This window comes from Shewanella sp. SM71 (genome assembly GCF_025653905.1).
Taxonomy (GTDB): Bacteria; Pseudomonadota; Gammaproteobacteria; order Enterobacterales; family Shewanellaceae; genus Shewanella; species Shewanella oncorhynchi.
Genome location: NZ_JAKKRW010000034.1, coordinates 1 through 16116, shown reverse-complemented (window position 1 = coordinate 16116; position 16116 = coordinate 1). Strand labels below are relative to the sequence as shown.

At 46.1% G+C, this 16116-nt stretch carries 12 protein-coding genes and 1 pseudogene; all 13 read right to left on the bottom strand.

All coding sequences use genetic code 11. From position 1 onward, the window contains the following. A partial coding sequence (locus L5L97_RS22505) for a GTP-binding protein (RefSeq protein WP_261729865.1) occupies positions 1–285 on the bottom strand: 285 nt, incomplete at its 3' end. Positions 286–357: 72 nt separating this feature from the next. Further along, positions 358–2454 carry an elongation factor G gene (gene fusA / locus L5L97_RS22500; RefSeq protein WP_006083603.1) on the bottom strand — a complete coding sequence of 699 codons (2097 nt, stop codon included), beginning with the start codon at positions 2452–2454 and terminating at the stop codon, positions 358–360. Between the two features lie 78 nt (positions 2455–2532). Continuing rightward, complete coding sequence (rpsG, locus tag L5L97_RS22495) at positions 2533–3003, bottom strand: 30S ribosomal protein S7 (RefSeq protein ID WP_011787570.1); 471 nt, start codon at positions 3001–3003, stop codon at positions 2533–2535. A gap of 81 nt (positions 3004–3084) precedes the next feature. Further along, complete coding sequence (gene rpsL / locus L5L97_RS22490) at positions 3085–3459, bottom strand: 30S ribosomal protein S12 (protein WP_006083605.1); 375 nt, start codon at positions 3457–3459, stop codon at positions 3085–3087. A 179-nt stretch (positions 3460–3638) separates the two neighbouring features. After that, positions 3639–7856 (bottom strand): DNA-directed RNA polymerase subunit beta', encoded by a 4218-nt coding sequence (gene rpoC / locus L5L97_RS22485; protein WP_105251033.1) that lies wholly within the window; start codon positions 7854–7856, stop codon positions 3639–3641. Between the two features lie 84 nt (positions 7857–7940). Beyond that, positions 7941–11972, bottom strand: a complete 4032-nt coding sequence (gene rpoB / locus L5L97_RS22480; RefSeq protein WP_105251032.1) for a DNA-directed RNA polymerase subunit beta — start codon at positions 11970–11972, stop codon at positions 7941–7943. A 243-nt stretch (positions 11973–12215) separates the two neighbouring features. Then, positions 12216–12581 carry a 50S ribosomal protein L7/L12 gene (rplL, locus tag L5L97_RS22475; protein ID WP_105251031.1) on the bottom strand — a complete coding sequence of 122 codons (366 nt, stop codon included), beginning with the start codon at positions 12579–12581 and terminating at the stop codon, positions 12216–12218. Between the two features lie 54 nt (positions 12582–12635). Beyond that, positions 12636–13136, bottom strand: a complete 501-nt coding sequence (rplJ, locus tag L5L97_RS22470) for a 50S ribosomal protein L10 (protein ID WP_006083609.1) — start codon at positions 13134–13136, stop codon at positions 12636–12638. Positions 13137–13404: 268 nt separating this feature from the next. Beyond that, the gene (gene rplA, locus L5L97_RS22465; RefSeq protein WP_105251030.1) at positions 13405–14106 is read right to left on the bottom strand and encodes a 50S ribosomal protein L1; all 702 of its coding nucleotides are present in this window, start codon (positions 14104–14106) and stop codon (positions 13405–13407) included. A 4-nt stretch (positions 14107–14110) separates the two neighbouring features. Continuing rightward, positions 14111–14539: a 50S ribosomal protein L11 gene (rplK, locus tag L5L97_RS22460; RefSeq protein WP_006083611.1), complete on the bottom strand. Its 429-nt coding sequence runs from the start codon at positions 14537–14539 to the stop codon at positions 14111–14113. A 127-nt stretch (positions 14540–14666) separates the two neighbouring features. After that, complete coding sequence (nusG, locus tag L5L97_RS22455; protein ID WP_105251029.1) at positions 14667–15218, bottom strand: transcription termination/antitermination protein NusG; 552 nt, start codon at positions 15216–15218, stop codon at positions 14667–14669. A 9-nt stretch (positions 15219–15227) separates the two neighbouring features. Next, positions 15228–15599: a preprotein translocase subunit SecE gene (secE, locus tag L5L97_RS22450; protein ID WP_006083613.1), complete on the bottom strand. Its 372-nt coding sequence runs from the start codon at positions 15597–15599 to the stop codon at positions 15228–15230. A 261-nt stretch (positions 15600–15860) separates the two neighbouring features. Further along, positions 15861–16116, bottom strand: a pseudogene (gene tuf / locus L5L97_RS22445) (elongation factor Tu); the annotation flags it as partial.

Here is a 16116-nt window from a genome sequence, read left to right as displayed (position 1 = left end):
ACCAGTGATCATGTTTTTAACATAGTCAGCGTGGCCTGGGCAGTCTACGTGTGCGTAGTGACGTGAAGGCGTGTCATATTCGATGTGAGAGGTATTGATCGTAATACCGCGCTCACGCTCTTCTGGAGCGTTATCGATTTGAGAGAAGTCTTTAGCTTCGCCACCGTAGGTCTTAGCCAGTACGTGAGAGATAGCTGCAGTCAGTGTGGTTTTACCATGGTCAACGTGACCAATGGTGCCCACGTTTACGTGAGGCTTAATACGTTCAAATTTAGCTTTTGCCACGATATATTCCTTTCTTTTCAGAATAGTCCAGTCAGTGCTGGACCATAATAACATTTATGTCGTAACTGGATATTAGCTACGAGATTCAATAATCGCTTTTGCAATGTTTTGCGGTGCATCAGAGTACTTCAAGAACTCCATAGAGTATGAAGCGCGACCCTGTGTAGCAGAGCGCAAATCAGTTGCATAACCAAACATTTCAGAAAGAGGCACTACAGCATGGACTATCTTGATGCCACCGAAGCCATCATCCATCCCTTCAATTAAGCCACGACGACGGTTCAAATCACCAACGACGTCACCCATATAATTTTCAGGGGTAGTTACTTCTACTTTCATGCAAGGTTCGAGCAACGCCGGATTCGCTTCAAGCGCACCCTTTTTGAAGCCCATAGAACCTGCAATTTTGAACGCCATCTCGTTCGAGTCCACATCATGATATGAACCATCGAACAGAGTGACCTTCACGTCCAACACAGGGAAGCCAGCGAGAACGCCATTCTTCATCTGTTCTTGGATACCTTTATCAACCGCAGGAATGAATTCACGAGGAATCACACCTCCCACAACTGCATTGACAAATTCGTAACCAGCGCCTTCTTCATTAGGCTCTAGTTTTAACCAAACGTGACCGAATTGTCCACGACCACCTGATTGGCGTACAAATTTACCTTCAGCTTCTACTGATGCTCGGATAGTTTCGCGGTAGGCCACTTGTGGCTTACCTACGTTACATTCAACACCGAATTCGCGACGCATACGGTCGACGATGATGTCTAAGTGTAACTCACCCATACCCGAAATCAGAGTTTGTGATGATTCTTCGTCAGTTTCAACTCGGAATGATGGATCTTCCGCTGCAAGCTTTTGCAACGCGATACCCATTTTGTCCTGGTCGGCTTTTGACTTAGGCTCAACGGCAATGGTAATTACTGGCTCTGGGAACTCCATACGTTCCAAGATCACTCTATGATCGTTATCACAAAGCGTATCACCCGTAGTCACTTCTTTTAGACCAATCGCCGCTGCGATATCACCAGCACGGACTTCTTTCAGTTCAGTACGATCATTTGCGTGCATTTGCACCATGCGACCTACGCGTTCACGCTTCTGTTTGACAGAGTTGTAAACGCCCGAACCTGATTCGAGTACGCCAGAGTACACGCGAATAAAGGTCAAAGTTCCTACGAATGGATCTGTAGCAATCTTAAATGCCAATGCAGCAAAAGGCGCATTGTCATCTGATGGGCGTTCTACTTCTTGGTCGTTCTCATCGATGCCCTTAATTGGAGGCACATCAATTGGCGCTGGCAAGAATTCAATAACCGCATCAAGCACCGCTTGAACGCCTTTGTTCTTAAATGCAGAACCACAAGTCGCTAAAACGATTTCATTATTTATAGTACGCTGACGTAGCGCCTTTTTAATTTCGTCTTCTGATAGCGTGCCTTCTTCAAGGTACTTATCCATCAGTTCATCCGAAGATTCGGCTGCCACTTCAACCAGATACTCATGCATTTCAGCCGCTTTAGCTGCTAACTCTGCAGGGATCTCCTCATAAGTGAAAGTCATACCCTGGTCTGATTCATTCCAGTTAATTGCTTTCATCTTGATTAAGTCGATCACGCCTTTGAAGTTTTCTTCTGCACCGATATTCAATTGAATAGGCACACAAGTGGCTCCAAGACGAGTTCTAATTTGCTTCACTACACGTTCAAAGTCTGCACCTGCACGGTCCATCTTGTTGATAAATACCAAACGTGGAACGCGGTATTTATCAGCTTGACGCCACACTGTTTCTGACTGAGGTTCAACACCTGATGAACCACAGAAAACGACAACAGCGCCGTCAAGGACGCGCAGAGACCGTTCAACTTCAATAGTAAAGTCAACGTGACCAGGGGTATCGATGATATTGATGCGGTGTTCAGTGAATTGAGCATCCATACCACGCCAGAATGTGGTTACCGCAGCCGAGGTGATAGTGATACCACGCTCTTGCTCTTGAACCATCCAGTCTGTGGTAGCGGCGCCGTCATGCACCTCACCGATTTTATGAGACAAACCGGTATAGAACAGAACACGTTCTGTTGTGGTGGTTTTACCTGCGTCAACATGAGCACAAATACCGATATTACGATAACGCTCAATTGGGGTTGTACGAGCCACGATTATACCCTCTCCACCAAGACCTAAGTCTTGGCAATATCAACAACTATGGTGTGGGCCTAAGCCCACACCATCATATTACCAACGGTAATGAGCAAAGGCTTTGTTAGCTTCAGCCATGCGATGCACGTCTTCACGCTTCTTAACAGCAGTACCTTTGTTTTCAGACGCATCCAGCATTTCACCTGCCAGACGTAAAGCCATAGATTTTTCACCACGCTTACGAGCAGCTTCAACTAACCAGCGCATCGCCAGTGCGTTACGACGCACAGGACGAACTTCACATGGTACCTGGTACGTAGAACCACCAACGCGACGAGATTTAACTTCGACTGATGGGCGAACGTTGTCCAGGGCTGCTTCAAGGATAACTAAATGGTTTTCGCTTTTCTTTTCAGCGACAACATCTAGTGCCTTGTAAATAATTTTTTCTGCAGTCGACTTTTTGCCGTCTTGCATAATGACGTTGATGAACTTAGCCAGCAACTCACTGTGAAACTTTGGATCTGGTAGGATTTTACGTTGTCCTACAACGCGACGTCTTGGCATAACAATTCTCCGTATGCTTCAGGGATTTCCAAAACTGGAATTCTCAAAATAAAACTAGCTTGGCCTTACTTAACGGATAAGTTAAGACTTAGGACGCTTAGCACCGTATTTAGAACGGCTTTGGCGACGTGAAGTCACGCCTGCACAGTCTAATGCGCCACGAATAGTGTGATAACGCACACCTGGTAAGTCTTTAACACGACCACCACGGATTAAGATCACGCTATGTTCCTGCAGGTTGTGGCCTTCACCGCCGATATACGAAGTAACTTCGAAACCGTTAGTTAGACGCACACGAGCTACTTTACGTAGTGCAGAGTTAGGTTTTTTAGGGGTAGTAGTGTACACACGTGTACAAACACCACGTTTTTGCGGGCACGCATTCAACGCAGGCACGTTAGTCTTGTCGACTTTTGGCGCGCGTGGCTTACGTACCAACTGGTTTACAGTTGCCATGTATAGCTCCGAGTCAGTTGAATCAAACTCAACGATAAGGTGTGAAAAATCTATATCCCACAATGGTGGGACGCGGAATTTTAGAAAGGTAATGCCTGACTGTCAAGAAATAGCCAACTTTTGCGGCATATTACAAGAAAAAAGGCGCCATAGGCGCCTTTTTATAACAAACTTATTACTTAATCTTGGCTACCAGCCAAGTTTAAGAGATCGGCCAAGTTCTGTTCGGCTTCACTTGCAGTGATCTTGTTCACTACTACAGGTTCGTTTTTCTTCGCACGCGCTTCATTACGAGTCTTGTGATAAGCGTAACCAGTACCGGCTGGGATCAGTCGGCCAACGATAACGTTTTCTTTCAGACCACGTAATTGATCGCTCTTACCACCTACGGCGGCTTCGGTCAGTACGCGCGTGGTTTCTTGGAACGATGCTGCTGAGATAAAGGATTCTGTTGCCAGAGATGCTTTAGTAATACCCAGTAGTTCACGTTCAAAGGTCGCAGGCACTTTACCTTGGGCGATCAGTTCGCGGTTAGCAATCTTCACGCGTGACACTTCAGCTTGTTCCCCTTCGAGGAAGTCAGTGTCACCGGCAGAAGTGATAAGACACTTACGCAGCATCTGACGGATGATCACTTCGATATGTTTATCGTTGATCTTCACGCCTTGCAGACGGTAAACGTCCTGTACTTCGTTCACAATGTAGTTAGCTACGTTGTGGATACCACGAAGACGCAGAATGTCGTGCGCAGCTTCTGGACCGTCAGCGATAACTTCACCACGTTCGACTTTTTCACCTTCGAACACGTTTAAGTTACGCCACTTAGGGATCATCTCTTCATAATGATCGCCACCATCAGCAGGTGTAATCACCAAACGACGCTTACCTTTGGTCTCTTTACCAAACGAGATGGTACCAGAGATTTCCGCCAGAATAGCAGGCTCTTTTGGCTTACGCGCTTCGAACAAGTCAGCAACGCGTGGCAGACCACCGGTGATGTCGCGTGTTTTAGACGATTCCTGAGGAATACGAGCTAATGCGTCACCCACGTTGATTTGCGCGTTATCTTCTAAGTTAACGATCGCACTACCTGGTAAGAAGTATTGTGCTGGTACTTCAGTACCTGGGATCATCAAGTCAGCACCATTAGCGCCAAGCAGACGGATCATTGGGCGCATTTCTTTACCCGCAGTACCACGCTGACCAACGTCAAGGATCACGATTGATGACAGACCCGTTAGTTCGTCTGTTTGACGTGTCATAGTGACACCGTCAATCATGTCTACGAACTTAATACTACCCGCCACTTCAGAAATGATTGGGTGAGTATGTGGATCCCAGTTAGCGATAACATCGCCCGCTTCAACAGCCGCTTCTTCTAGTTTCTCGAGCACAGTACCGTATGGCACTTTATAACGCTCTTTCTCACGACCCAGCTCGTCAATAACGGCCAGTTCAGAAGAACGAGAAACGATAACCAGTTTGCCGTCACTGTTAGTCACATGCTTAGCATTATGCAGTTTCAATGAACCCGAGTTTTTCACTTGGACATTGTTTTCTGCAGACGCTCTAGATGCCGCACCACCGATGTGGAACGTACGCATCGTTAACTGTGTACCTGGTTCACCGATAGATTGTGCTGCCACAACACCGATGGCTTCACCGTGGTTAATAATATGACCACGAGCCAAGTCACGACCGTAACAAGCTGCACACACACCGAAATCGGTATCACAAGAAATAACTGAACGTACAATCACTTCGTCGATTGAATGCTCTTCTAACTTGTCACACCATGCTTCGTCGAGTAGCGTGTTACGTGGTGCTAATACGTCTTCAGTGCCTGGATAGAACACATCAATCGCAACCACACGACCCAGTACGCGTTCACGTAACGGCTCAACCACATCACCACCTTCAATCAGCGGTTTCATGGTTAGACCTTCGTGAGTACCACAATCGTCTTCGATAACCACTAAATCTTGTGCAACGTCTACAAGACGACGAGTCAGGTAACCCGAGTTCGCTGTCTTCAATGCCGTATCGGCTAGACCTTTACGCGCACCGTGAGTAGAAATAAAGTACTGGAGTACGTTTAGACCTTCACGGAAGTTAGCGGTAATTGGCGTTTCGATGATTGAGCCGTCTGGCTTAGCCATCAGACCACGCATACCCGCCAACTGACGGATCTGTGCGGCACTACCACGAGCGCCTGAGTCAGCCATCATATAGATGCTGTTAAACGAGGCTTGTTTCTCTTCAACACCATCACGGTTAATCACTGTCTCGGTTGACAGGTTTTCCATCATAGCTTTAGAAACTTTTTCGTTGGCACTTGCCCAGATATCGATAACTTTGTTGTAACGCTCACCGGCTGTGACTAGACCAGATTGGAACTGCTCTTGAATTTCAAGAACTTCTGCTTCGGCATCAGCAACTAAGGTGTATTTCTCGTCTGGAATAACCATGTCATCGATACCTACAGAGGCACCAGAGATGGTTGCAAAACGGAAACCGGTATACATCAATTGGTCAGCGAAGATAACAGTATCTTTCAGACCCAGTTGACGATAACAGGTGTTCAACAGTTTAGAGATCTGCTTTTTGCCCATGTTCTGGTTAACCAGATCAAATGACAAACCTGCTGGCAGAATAAGTGACAGCAGAGCACGACCCACAGTCGTATCAACGATACGGCGTTGTTCAGTGCGCTCACCATCGTCACCAATAATGGTTTCAGTGATACGAACTTTAACGCGGGCATGCAGTTCAGCAGCGCCAGTTGCGTAAGCTTTTTCAACTTCAGCAACAGACATAAATGCCATACCTTCACCACGGCCGTTAATACGCTCACGGCTGGTGTAGTACAGACCCAATACCACGTCTTGAGACGGGGTGATAACAGGCTCGCCGTTGGCTGGTGACAGGATGTTGTTGGTAGACATCATCAGGGCACGGGCTTCAAGCTGCGCTTCCAGTGTTAACGGTACGTGTACCGCCATTTGGTCACCGTCGAAGTCGGCGTTGTATGCCGCACAAACGAGTGGGTGTAACTGGATTGCTTTACCTTCAATCAGTACTGGTTCGAACGCTTGGATACCCAGTCTGTGCAGTGTTGGTGCACGGTTGAGCATCACTGGATGTTCGCGGATCACTTCATCCAGAACGTCCCAAACTTCCGCCACTTCACGCTCAACCATCTTCTTAGCCGCTTTGATGGTAGTAGCTAAGCCACGACCTTCTAGCTTGCCATAGATGAATGGCTTGAACAGTTCCAGTGCCATCTTCTTAGGAAGACCACATTGGTGCAGACGTAGAGTAGGACCTACGGTAATTACCGAACGACCAGAATAGTCAACGCGCTTACCCAACAAGTTCTGACGGAAACGACCTTGCTTACCTTTGATCATATCAGCCAAAGATTTCAGAGGACGCTTGTTAGAACCGGTAATAGCACGACCACGACGACCGTTATCTAATAGCGCATCAACAGACTCTTGTAACATACGCTTTTCGTTGCGTACGATAATGTCTGGCGCAGCTAAATCTAACAGACGCTTCAAACGGTTGTTACGGTTGATCACGCGGCGATACAGGTCGTTAAGATCTGAAGTCGCGAAGCGGCCGCCATCGAGCGGAACCAACGGACGTAAGTCAGGTGGTAACACAGGCAGTACTTTTAAGATCATCCACTCAGGCTTGTTGCCTGAAGTGTAGAATGCTTCCATCAACTTAAGACGTTTAGTCACTTTCTTGCGACGAGTCTCAGAATTGATTGAAGGCAATTCTTCACGCATTTGTTCGATTTCTTTCGCTAAATCGATAGCACGTAACAGTTCAAGTACTGCTTCGGCACCCATTTTAGCTTCGAACTCATCACCGTATTCTTCTAATGCATCCAGATAAGTTTCTTCTGTCAGCATTTGGCCACGTTCAAGGCTGGTCATGCCAGGTTCGATCACGACAAATGATTCAAAATACAGTACGCGTTCGATATCACGCAGCGTCATATCCAGCATTAAGCCAATACGTGACGGCAGTGATTTTAAGAACCAAATGTGCGCAACTGGGCTAGCCAGTTCGATGTGACCCATACGCTCACGACGTACTTTAGTTTGGGTTACTTCAACGCCACACTTTTCACAAATAACACCACGGTGCTTCAAACGTTTGTACTTACCGCACAAACATTCGTAATCTTTGACTGGGCCAAAGATACGCGCACAGAACAGACCTTCACGCTCAGGCTTGAAGGTACGGTAGTTGATGGTTTCTGGCTTCTTAACTTCACCAAAAGACCAAGAACGGATCAGATCAGGCGATGCCAGACCAATTTTGATGCCGTTAAATTCTTCAGTCTTGCTTTGCTGTTTCAGAAACTTTAATAAGTCTTTCACGTTTCTCTCCTGAAGGAGTTAAACCGGGTGCTCCGCTTGCACGGAGCACCATTCTGTTTGCCAAACGCGGCTAAAGGCCTGCGCTTATGCCTGATCCAACTCGATATTAATACCGAGTGAACGGATCTCCTTCAGTAACACGTTGAAGGACTCTGGCATGCCAGGTTGCATCTGATGGTTACCGTCGACGATGTTCTTATACATCTGAGTACGACCGTTAACGTCATCCGATTTAACAGTGAGCATTTCTTGAAGCGTATAAGCGGCACCGTATGCTTCTAGTGCCCACACTTCCATCTCACCGAAACGCTGACCACCGAACTGAGCTTTACCGCCCAGTGGTTGTTGAGTCACTAAGCTGTACGAACCGGTAGAACGGGCGTGCATCTTGTCATCAACTAAGTGGTTCAGTTTGAGCATGTACATGTAACCTACCGTTACTTGACGCTCAAATTCGTTACCGGTACGACCATCAAACAACTTCAACTGACCAGAGGTTGGCAAACCTGCAAGTTCAAGCATCTGCTTGATCTCTTTCTCTTTAGCACCGTCGAATGCAGGAGTTGCAATCGGGATACCGCCTTTCAGGTTAGTCGCAAGACGTAATACTTCATCATCAGTGAATGAATCGATATCGACGCGCTGCTGCACTTCGTCACCTAATTCATAAACTTGCTTGATGTAACCACGAACTTCAGCCAGCTCACGCTGTTCTTCAAGCATCGCAGTGATCTTGTTACCAATACCTTTGGCAGCGGCGCCCATATGGACTTCAAGTACCTGACCAATGTTCATACGTGATGGAACACCTAGCGGGTTCAATACGATGTCTACTGGGTTACCTTGTTCGTCATATGGCATATCTTCGATTGGGCAAATCTTAGAGATAACACCCTTGTTACCGTGACGACCCGCCATCTTGTCACCAGGTTGGATAGTACGCTTAACCGCTAAGTAAACCTTAACGATCTTGAGTACGCCTGGCGCCAAGTCATCACCTTGGGTGATCTTGCGACGTTTGATTTCAAACTTCTTATCGAAGTCAGCTTTCAGCTCTTCATGCTGTTCAGCTAATTGCTCAAGTTCAGTTTGTTTTGCTTCATCGTCAATGACTTGAACCAATACATCTTTACGTGGCAACGCAGCAATTTGCGCTTCAGTGAAACCAGCACCGATTAACAGGTTACGCGCACGGCTCAATACACCTTCTTCAAGGATCTTGAACTCTTCGCCTAAGTCTTTACGAGCTTGGGCAATGTGCATCTCTTCGATTTCAACTGCACGCTTGTCTTTTTCAACGCCGTCACGGGTAAATACCTGAACGTCGATGATAGTGCCCTTAACAGAGTTAGGAACACGCAGTGAACTGTCTTTAACATCAGACGCTTTCTCACCGAAGATAGCACGGAGTAACTTCTCTTCTGGCGTTAGCTGTGTTTCGCCTTTTGGCGTCACTTTACCAACCAGAATATCTCCACCCTTCACTTCTGCACCAATGTAAACGATACCTGACTCATCGAGTTTCGACAGAGCAGATTCACCTACGTTTGGAATATCAGCCGTGATTTCTTCGCTACCCAGTTTGGTATCACGAGCAATACAAGACAGCTCCTGAATGTGGATAGTGGTGAAACGGTCTTCTTGCGCTACACGCTCAGAAATTAAGATCGAGTCTTCGAAGTTGTAACCGTTCCAAGGCATGAATGCGATACGCATGTTCTGGCCAAGGGCTAAGTCACCTAAGTCAGTAGACGGACCGTCTGCTAACACGTCACCACGAACGACTGGCTCACCAACAGCACAACAAGGGCGTTGGTTGATACAAGTGTTTTGGTTAGAACGGGTGTATTTAGTCAGGTTATAAATGTCGATACCGGCTTCGCCTGGGCGCAGCTCATCTTCATTTACTTTAACAACGATACGGCTCGCATCAACGTAGTCTACAAAACCACCACGTTTAGCAACAACCACAACACCAGAGTCAACAGCCAAAGTACGTTCAATACCAGTACCTACTAGCGGCTTTTCAGAGCGCAGTGTGGGTACGGCTTGACGTTGCATGTTCGCACCCATCAAGGCACGGTTAGCATCGTCGTGTTCTAAGAACGGGATCAGCGATGCAGCAACAGAAATAATCTGTTGTGGCGAAACGTCCATATACTGGATGTCAGCAGCGCGCATAAAGGTAGATTCACCTTTATGACGACAAGCAATTTGCTCTTCTGCCATACGACCGCTAGCGTCAACTTCGATGTTCGCCTGTGCAATCACATAACGACCTTCTTCGATTGCTGACAAGTATTCCACTTCGTCAGTAATCACGCCGTCGATAACCTTGCGGTATGGCGTTTCTAGGAAGCCGTAAGAGTTAGTACGGGCAAAACTTGCTAATGAGTTGATTAGACCAATGTTTGGACCTTCAGGGGTCTCAATTGGACATAAACGACCATAATGCGTTGGATGTACGTCGCGGACTTCGAAGCCTGCACGTTCACGAGTCAAACCACCAGGGCCAAGTGCAGAAATACGACGCTTATGCGTTACTTCTGACAGCGGGTTGTTTTGGTCCATGAATTGTGACAGCTGAGAAGAACCGAAGAACTCTTTCACTGCAGCAGAAATTGGCTTAGCGTTGATCAAGTCTTGTGGCATCAGCTCGTTCAGATCGCCTAAAGACAGACGTTCACGCACGGCGCGCTCAACACGGACTAAACCAACACGGAATTGGTTTTCAGCCATTTCACCGACGCTACGAATACGACGGTTACCTAAGTGATCGATGTCATCGACTTCGTCGAAACCGTTACGGATATGAATGATGTTCTTCATTACCGCGACGATGTCTTCTTTAGACAATACACCGCTACCTTCGTCATCAGGAATGCTGAGACGACGGTTGAACTTCATACGACCTACTTTAGACAGGTCATAACGCTCTTCACTGAAGAACAAGTTCTGGAATAGTGCTTCGGCAGCATCTTTGGTTGGTGGCTCGCCAGGACGCATCATACGATAGATCTCAACCAGCGCTTCTAAGCGGTTAGTGGTTGAATCGATACGCAGCGTATCTGAAATATAAGCACCATGATCTAGCTCGTTGATATACAACGTGCTGATATCTTTAATACCGGCCAATGATAGTTTAGCCAGATCTTCTAAGCTAATTTCACTGTTGGCAGAGACTAAAACTTCACCCGTGTCCGGATCGATATAATCTTGAGCAGCATATTTGCCCACGATATATTCAACTGGCACTTCAAGCTCAGTGGTATTAGTCTTTTCTAACTGACGAATGTGACGCGCAGTAATACGACGTCCCGCTTCAACCAGTACAGAACCTTCAGCATCCTTGATGTCATAGCTGGCAGTTTCGCCACGCAGACGTTCAGGCACCAAAGACATGACCAGAGTATCTTTCTTGATCTTGAACTCAACGCGTTCGAAGAACAGATCGAGGATCTCTTGAGTAGAATATTCTAATGCACGTAACATGATGGTCGCAGGCAGTTTGCGGCGACGGTCAATACGCACAAATAGTGCATCTTTAGGATCGAATTCAAAGTCAAGCCATGAACCACGGTAAGGAATAATACGTGCGTTATACAGCACCTTACCTGATGAGTGGGTTTTACCACGGTCATGATCAAAGAACACGCCTGGAGAACGGTGTAATTGAGATACGATTACACGCTCAGTACCGTTGATAACAAAAGTACCGTTATCCGTCATCAATGGGATATCACCCATGTAGACTTCTTGTTCTTTAATATCTTTTACTGTGCCCGCCGCTGCTTCACGGTCATACAACACCATGCGTAATTTAACGCGTAGTGGAGCTGAATACGTAACACCACGGATCTGACACTCTTTCACATCAAAAACAGGCTCGCCAAGCTTATAGCTGACGTATTGCAGTTCTGAGTTACCAGAAAAGCTCTTGATGGGAAAAACGCTACGGAAGGCGGCTTCTAAACCGCGCTCACCGGTAGGATCTTGATCGGTGAACTTCTTAAAAGAGTCTAGCTGGATAGACAATAAATAAGGGATATCCAAAACTTTTGGACGCTTACCAAAGTCTTTGCGAATACGCTTCTTTTCAGAATAGGAGTAAACCATGGGTTTCCTCTGCTTACGAGATGTGACCAAGACTGAATAAATAACTTAAGTTATTAAAATTCAGCACGTTTGCCCATCACCGTTGATGGCAAGAACCTAACCAGTAATCTCTGCTAGGGACTGCAAAATTTGGCGACAAACGGTGAAAAAAAATCGCCAGCGCATATAGCGCAAAAAAGGCCGACGGTTAAAAAACCGCCAGCCTCCACCCAAGTGGCTTGGGTGAGCAAGCTACATAATAGCTTACTTAATTTCTACAGAAGCACCAGCTTCAGTAAGTTCTTTCTTCAGAGCTTCAGCTTCTTCTTTAGAAACGCCTTCTTTAACTGCTACTGGAGCAGCTTCAGACATAGCTTTAGCTTCTTTCAGGCCTAAACCAGTTGCGCCACGGATGGCTTTAATAACTGCAACTTTGTTGTCGCCGTGAGCAGTCAGAACTACGTTGAATTCTGTTTGTTCTTCAACAACAACTGCTTCTGCACCGCCAGAAACAACAGCAGCAGCGGCAGAAACGCCGAACTTCTCTTCCATAGCTTCGATCAGTTCAACAACTTCCATTACAGACATAGCTGCAAAGGCTTCTAAGATTTGGTCTTTAGTGATAGACATAACAAATGTTTCCTATTGTTCTGAATTCAATTTTATTAAGCAGCCAGCTTGAAATTAAGCGGCTTCTTGTTTTTGATCGCGCAGGGCGGCCAGTGTACGAACGAACTTGCCAGCAGATGCTTCTTTCATAGTCATCATTAACTGAGCTAGTGCTTCTTCGTATGTTGGCAGTTTCGCCAAACGATCAATTTCAGCTGCAGGGATGAAATTCCCTTCAAAGGCTGCGCCTTTAACTTCGAAGTTAGCTTGTTCTTTAGCAAAGTCTTTTAACAGACGTGCTGCAGCACCTGGGTGCTCTAAAGAAAAAGCAATCAAAGTTGGGCCAGTGAACGTTTCTGCTAGGCACTCAAAAGCAGTACCTTCAACAGCACGACGAGCTAGCGTGTTACGTACTACACGTACATATACACCAGCTTCGCGAGCTTTTTTACGCAGACCGGTCATAGCACCTACAGTCACACCGCGAGAATCAGCGGCAACTGCAGATAGCGCACCTTTGGCAGCTTCGTTGACTTCAGCAACAATCGCTTTTTTGTCTTCGAGTCTTAATGCCATTGGCTTTACTCCTGGATTCTACCTAGGGTATTCCCTAGTATTTACCATACTAAATACTTATGTATTTAGTGACTTACGGTGCAGATTATCCAGTAAAAAATTTTAGCTGGGGCCTGACACCGTCTACGCAGGAAATTAAGTTATTTTTACAAAAAACACCTGCGGTCTTGGACGGAAACCTGAGTTAAACTCCGCCTAAACGAGAGATAAAACAGGCTTCAACCCACAAAGTGCGCGCATTATAGACTAATGCACCCGCTTTGTAAAATTATAGAGTTGTTTCAAGCGTAGCTTGATCAACTGCAACACCTGCACCCATAGTGGTAGAGATGCTGATCTTTTTCACGAAAATGCCTTTAGCAACTGCAGGCTTAGCCTTTTTCAGTGCTGACACTAACGCTTCCAAGTTTTCTTTCAATTGAACTGGTGTGAAATCCACTTTACCGATAGTAGTGTGGATAATACCGTTCTTGTCGTTACGGTAACGAACTTGACCCGCTTTGGCGTTCTTAACAGCTTCAGCAACGTTTGGCGTTACTGTACCTGTTTTAGGGTTAGGCATTAAACCACGTGGGCCTAAGATTTGACCTAACATACCAACAACGCGCATTGCATCTGGAGATGCGATAACTACGTCAAAGTTCATTTCACCGGCTTTGATTTTCTCAGCCAGATCATCCATACCAACTAGCTCTGCGCCGGCGGCTTTAGCAGCTTCAGCATTTGCACCTTGTGTAAATACTGCAACGCGAACGTCACGACCAGTACCGTGTGGCAACACTGTTGCACCACGAACGTTTTGGTCAGATTTACGTGGGTCGATACCCAGGTTAACTGCTACGTCTACACTTTCAACGAATTTTGCAGTTGCTAATTCTTTTAACAGAGCAACAGCTTCGTTGATATCGTAGCTTTTAGTACCGTCAACTTTTTCGCGAATTACGCGCATGCGTTTAGTTAGCTTTGCCATTATATTAATCCTCTACAACCAAACCCATTGAACGCGCAGTACCTTCGATTGAGCGAGTCATCGCTTCAATGTCAGCACCAGTCATATCGGCAGCTTTCAGTTCAGCAATTTCTTGAACTTTAGCGCGAGCGATAGTACCCACTTTCTGAGTGTTTGGACGTGGAGAACCTGATTTCAGGCCTGCAGCAGTCTTCAGTAAGTAAGACGCTGGAGAAGTCTTAGTTTCAAAAGTGAATGAACGGTCACTGTAAACAGTGATCACGACTGGAATAGGCATGCCTTTTTCCATTTTTTCTGTACGGGCGTTAAATGCTTTACAGAATTCCATGATGTTCACACCTTTTTGACCCAAAGCTGGACCAACTGGTGGTGATGGGTTCGCAGAACCGGATTTTACTTGTAGCTTAATATAAGCATCAATCTTCTTTGCCATCTGACATTTCCTCAGTTTGGGTTCAAACGCGCATCAGCGACATGCTGACATGCTCCCCCGAAAACAACGGGTGCGAATTATATAGAAATTCGCACCCGTTGCCAAACGGATTTTGTAGTTTATTTAATCAGCCTTTTTCAACTTGACTAAAATCAAGTTCAACAGGCGTAGAACGACCAAAGATCATCACTGATACTTTCACGCGGCTCTTGTCATAATCCACTTCTTCAACGGTACCGTTAAAGTCAGCAAATGGACCATCACACACACGTACCACTTCACCAGGCTCAAATATGGTTCTATGAGTCGGTGACGCTGTCGTTTCTTGTAAGCGACGCAGAATTGCATCAGCTTCTTTATCTGAAATTGGGGCAGGACGATCAGACGTTCCGCCAATAAAGCCTAAAACACGCGGGATGCTTTTGACTAAATGCCAGCTGTCATCGTTCATTTCCATCTGGACTAACACATAGCCAGGGAAAAACTTACGTTCGCTCTTGCGACGCTGACCTGCACGCATTTCGATGACTTCTTCAGTCGGAACCAATACTTCACCGAAGTATGCTTCCATGCCATGCATTTTAATATATTCAATCAGTGACTTACAAACTCGGCCTTCATAGCCTGAGAATGCCTGCACTACATACCATCTTTTTTTAGCTTCTTTAGCTTCAGTCATTCGAGGTGCCTATACGCCAGTGATAAAATTGACAATTCGCATTAACACAGCATCCATACCCCAAAGGATAAGAGCTAAGATACCTGTTGCTGCAAGGACAATAAAAGTGGTGTTTAGCGCTTCTTGACGCGTCGGCCATACAACCTTGCGCACTTCGATATGCGCTTCACGGGCAAAAGCTAACGCTTTTTTACCTTTTACAGTCTGAAGCGCAATAAAACCAGCAATAGCGAATGCAACGATAACACTAAGCGCACGTATGACGGCACTGGCTTCGCTATACATTTGATTGCCAATAACAGCAGCGGCTAGCAATACAATCACTAAACCCCACTTCACGATATCCAGAGAATTGTTCTGGTTTTCAGTATTTGTTGTCATCGGTTTTTCCGTTACTCAATACGGCCTGAGCTTAGAGCACATTAATTGACGGGCATAATCCCACATCACTCTGCATTTCCGAACACCCTTAGAAACGCAAAATAGCATAAGCTCAGGGTCAAAAATCGGCCATAGATTGTATTCTTATTCGACTTTGTAAGCAAGGATGCGAATCCCATGCAAACCACAAAACCTATGAAATAATCCACTTAAACAAAAAAGGAAGCCGAAGCTTCCTTTTCAAACTAATTTCTATCGCAATTAAGCGATGATTTTAGCTACTACACCAGCACCAACTGTACGACCACCTTCACGGATTGCGAAGCGTAAACCTTCGTCCATCGCGATTGGGCAAATCAGAGTCACTACCATTTTGATGTTGTCGCCAGGCATTACCATCTCTACGCCTTCTGGCAGTTCGATAGTACCGGTTACGTCAGTTGTACGGAAGTAGAACTGTGGACGGTAGCCTTTGAAGAATGGAGTGTGACGTCCGCCTTCTTCTTTTGACAGAACG

Coding starts and splice junctions, on each gene's coding strand:
- rpsG (WP_011787570.1), bottom strand. CDS start 3,003: ATGCCAAGACGTCGCGTTGTAGGACAACGTAAAATCCTACCAGATCCA.
- rpsL (WP_006083605.1), bottom strand. CDS start 3,459: ATGGCAACTGTAAACCAGTTGGTACGTAAGCCACGCGCGCCAAAAGTC.
- rpoB (WP_105251032.1), bottom strand. CDS start 11,972: ATGGTTTACTCCTATTCTGAAAAGAAGCGTATTCGCAAAGACTTTGGT.
- rplL (WP_105251031.1), bottom strand. CDS start 12,581: ATGTCTATCACTAAAGACCAAATCTTAGAAGCCTTTGCAGCTATGTCT.
- rplJ (WP_006083609.1), bottom strand. CDS start 13,136: ATGGCATTAAGACTCGAAGACAAAAAAGCGATTGTTGCTGAAGTCAAC.
- rplA (WP_105251030.1), bottom strand. CDS start 14,106: ATGGCAAAGCTAACTAAACGCATGCGCGTAATTCGCGAAAAAGTTGAC.
- rplK (WP_006083611.1), bottom strand. CDS start 14,539: ATGGCAAAGAAGATTGATGCTTATATTAAGCTACAAGTAAAATCCGGT.
- nusG (WP_105251029.1), bottom strand. CDS start 15,218: ATGACTGAAGCTAAAGAAGCTAAAAAAAGATGGTATGTAGTGCAGGCA.
- secE (WP_006083613.1), bottom strand. CDS start 15,599: ATGACAACAAATACTGAAAACCAGAACAATTCTCTGGATATCGTGAAG.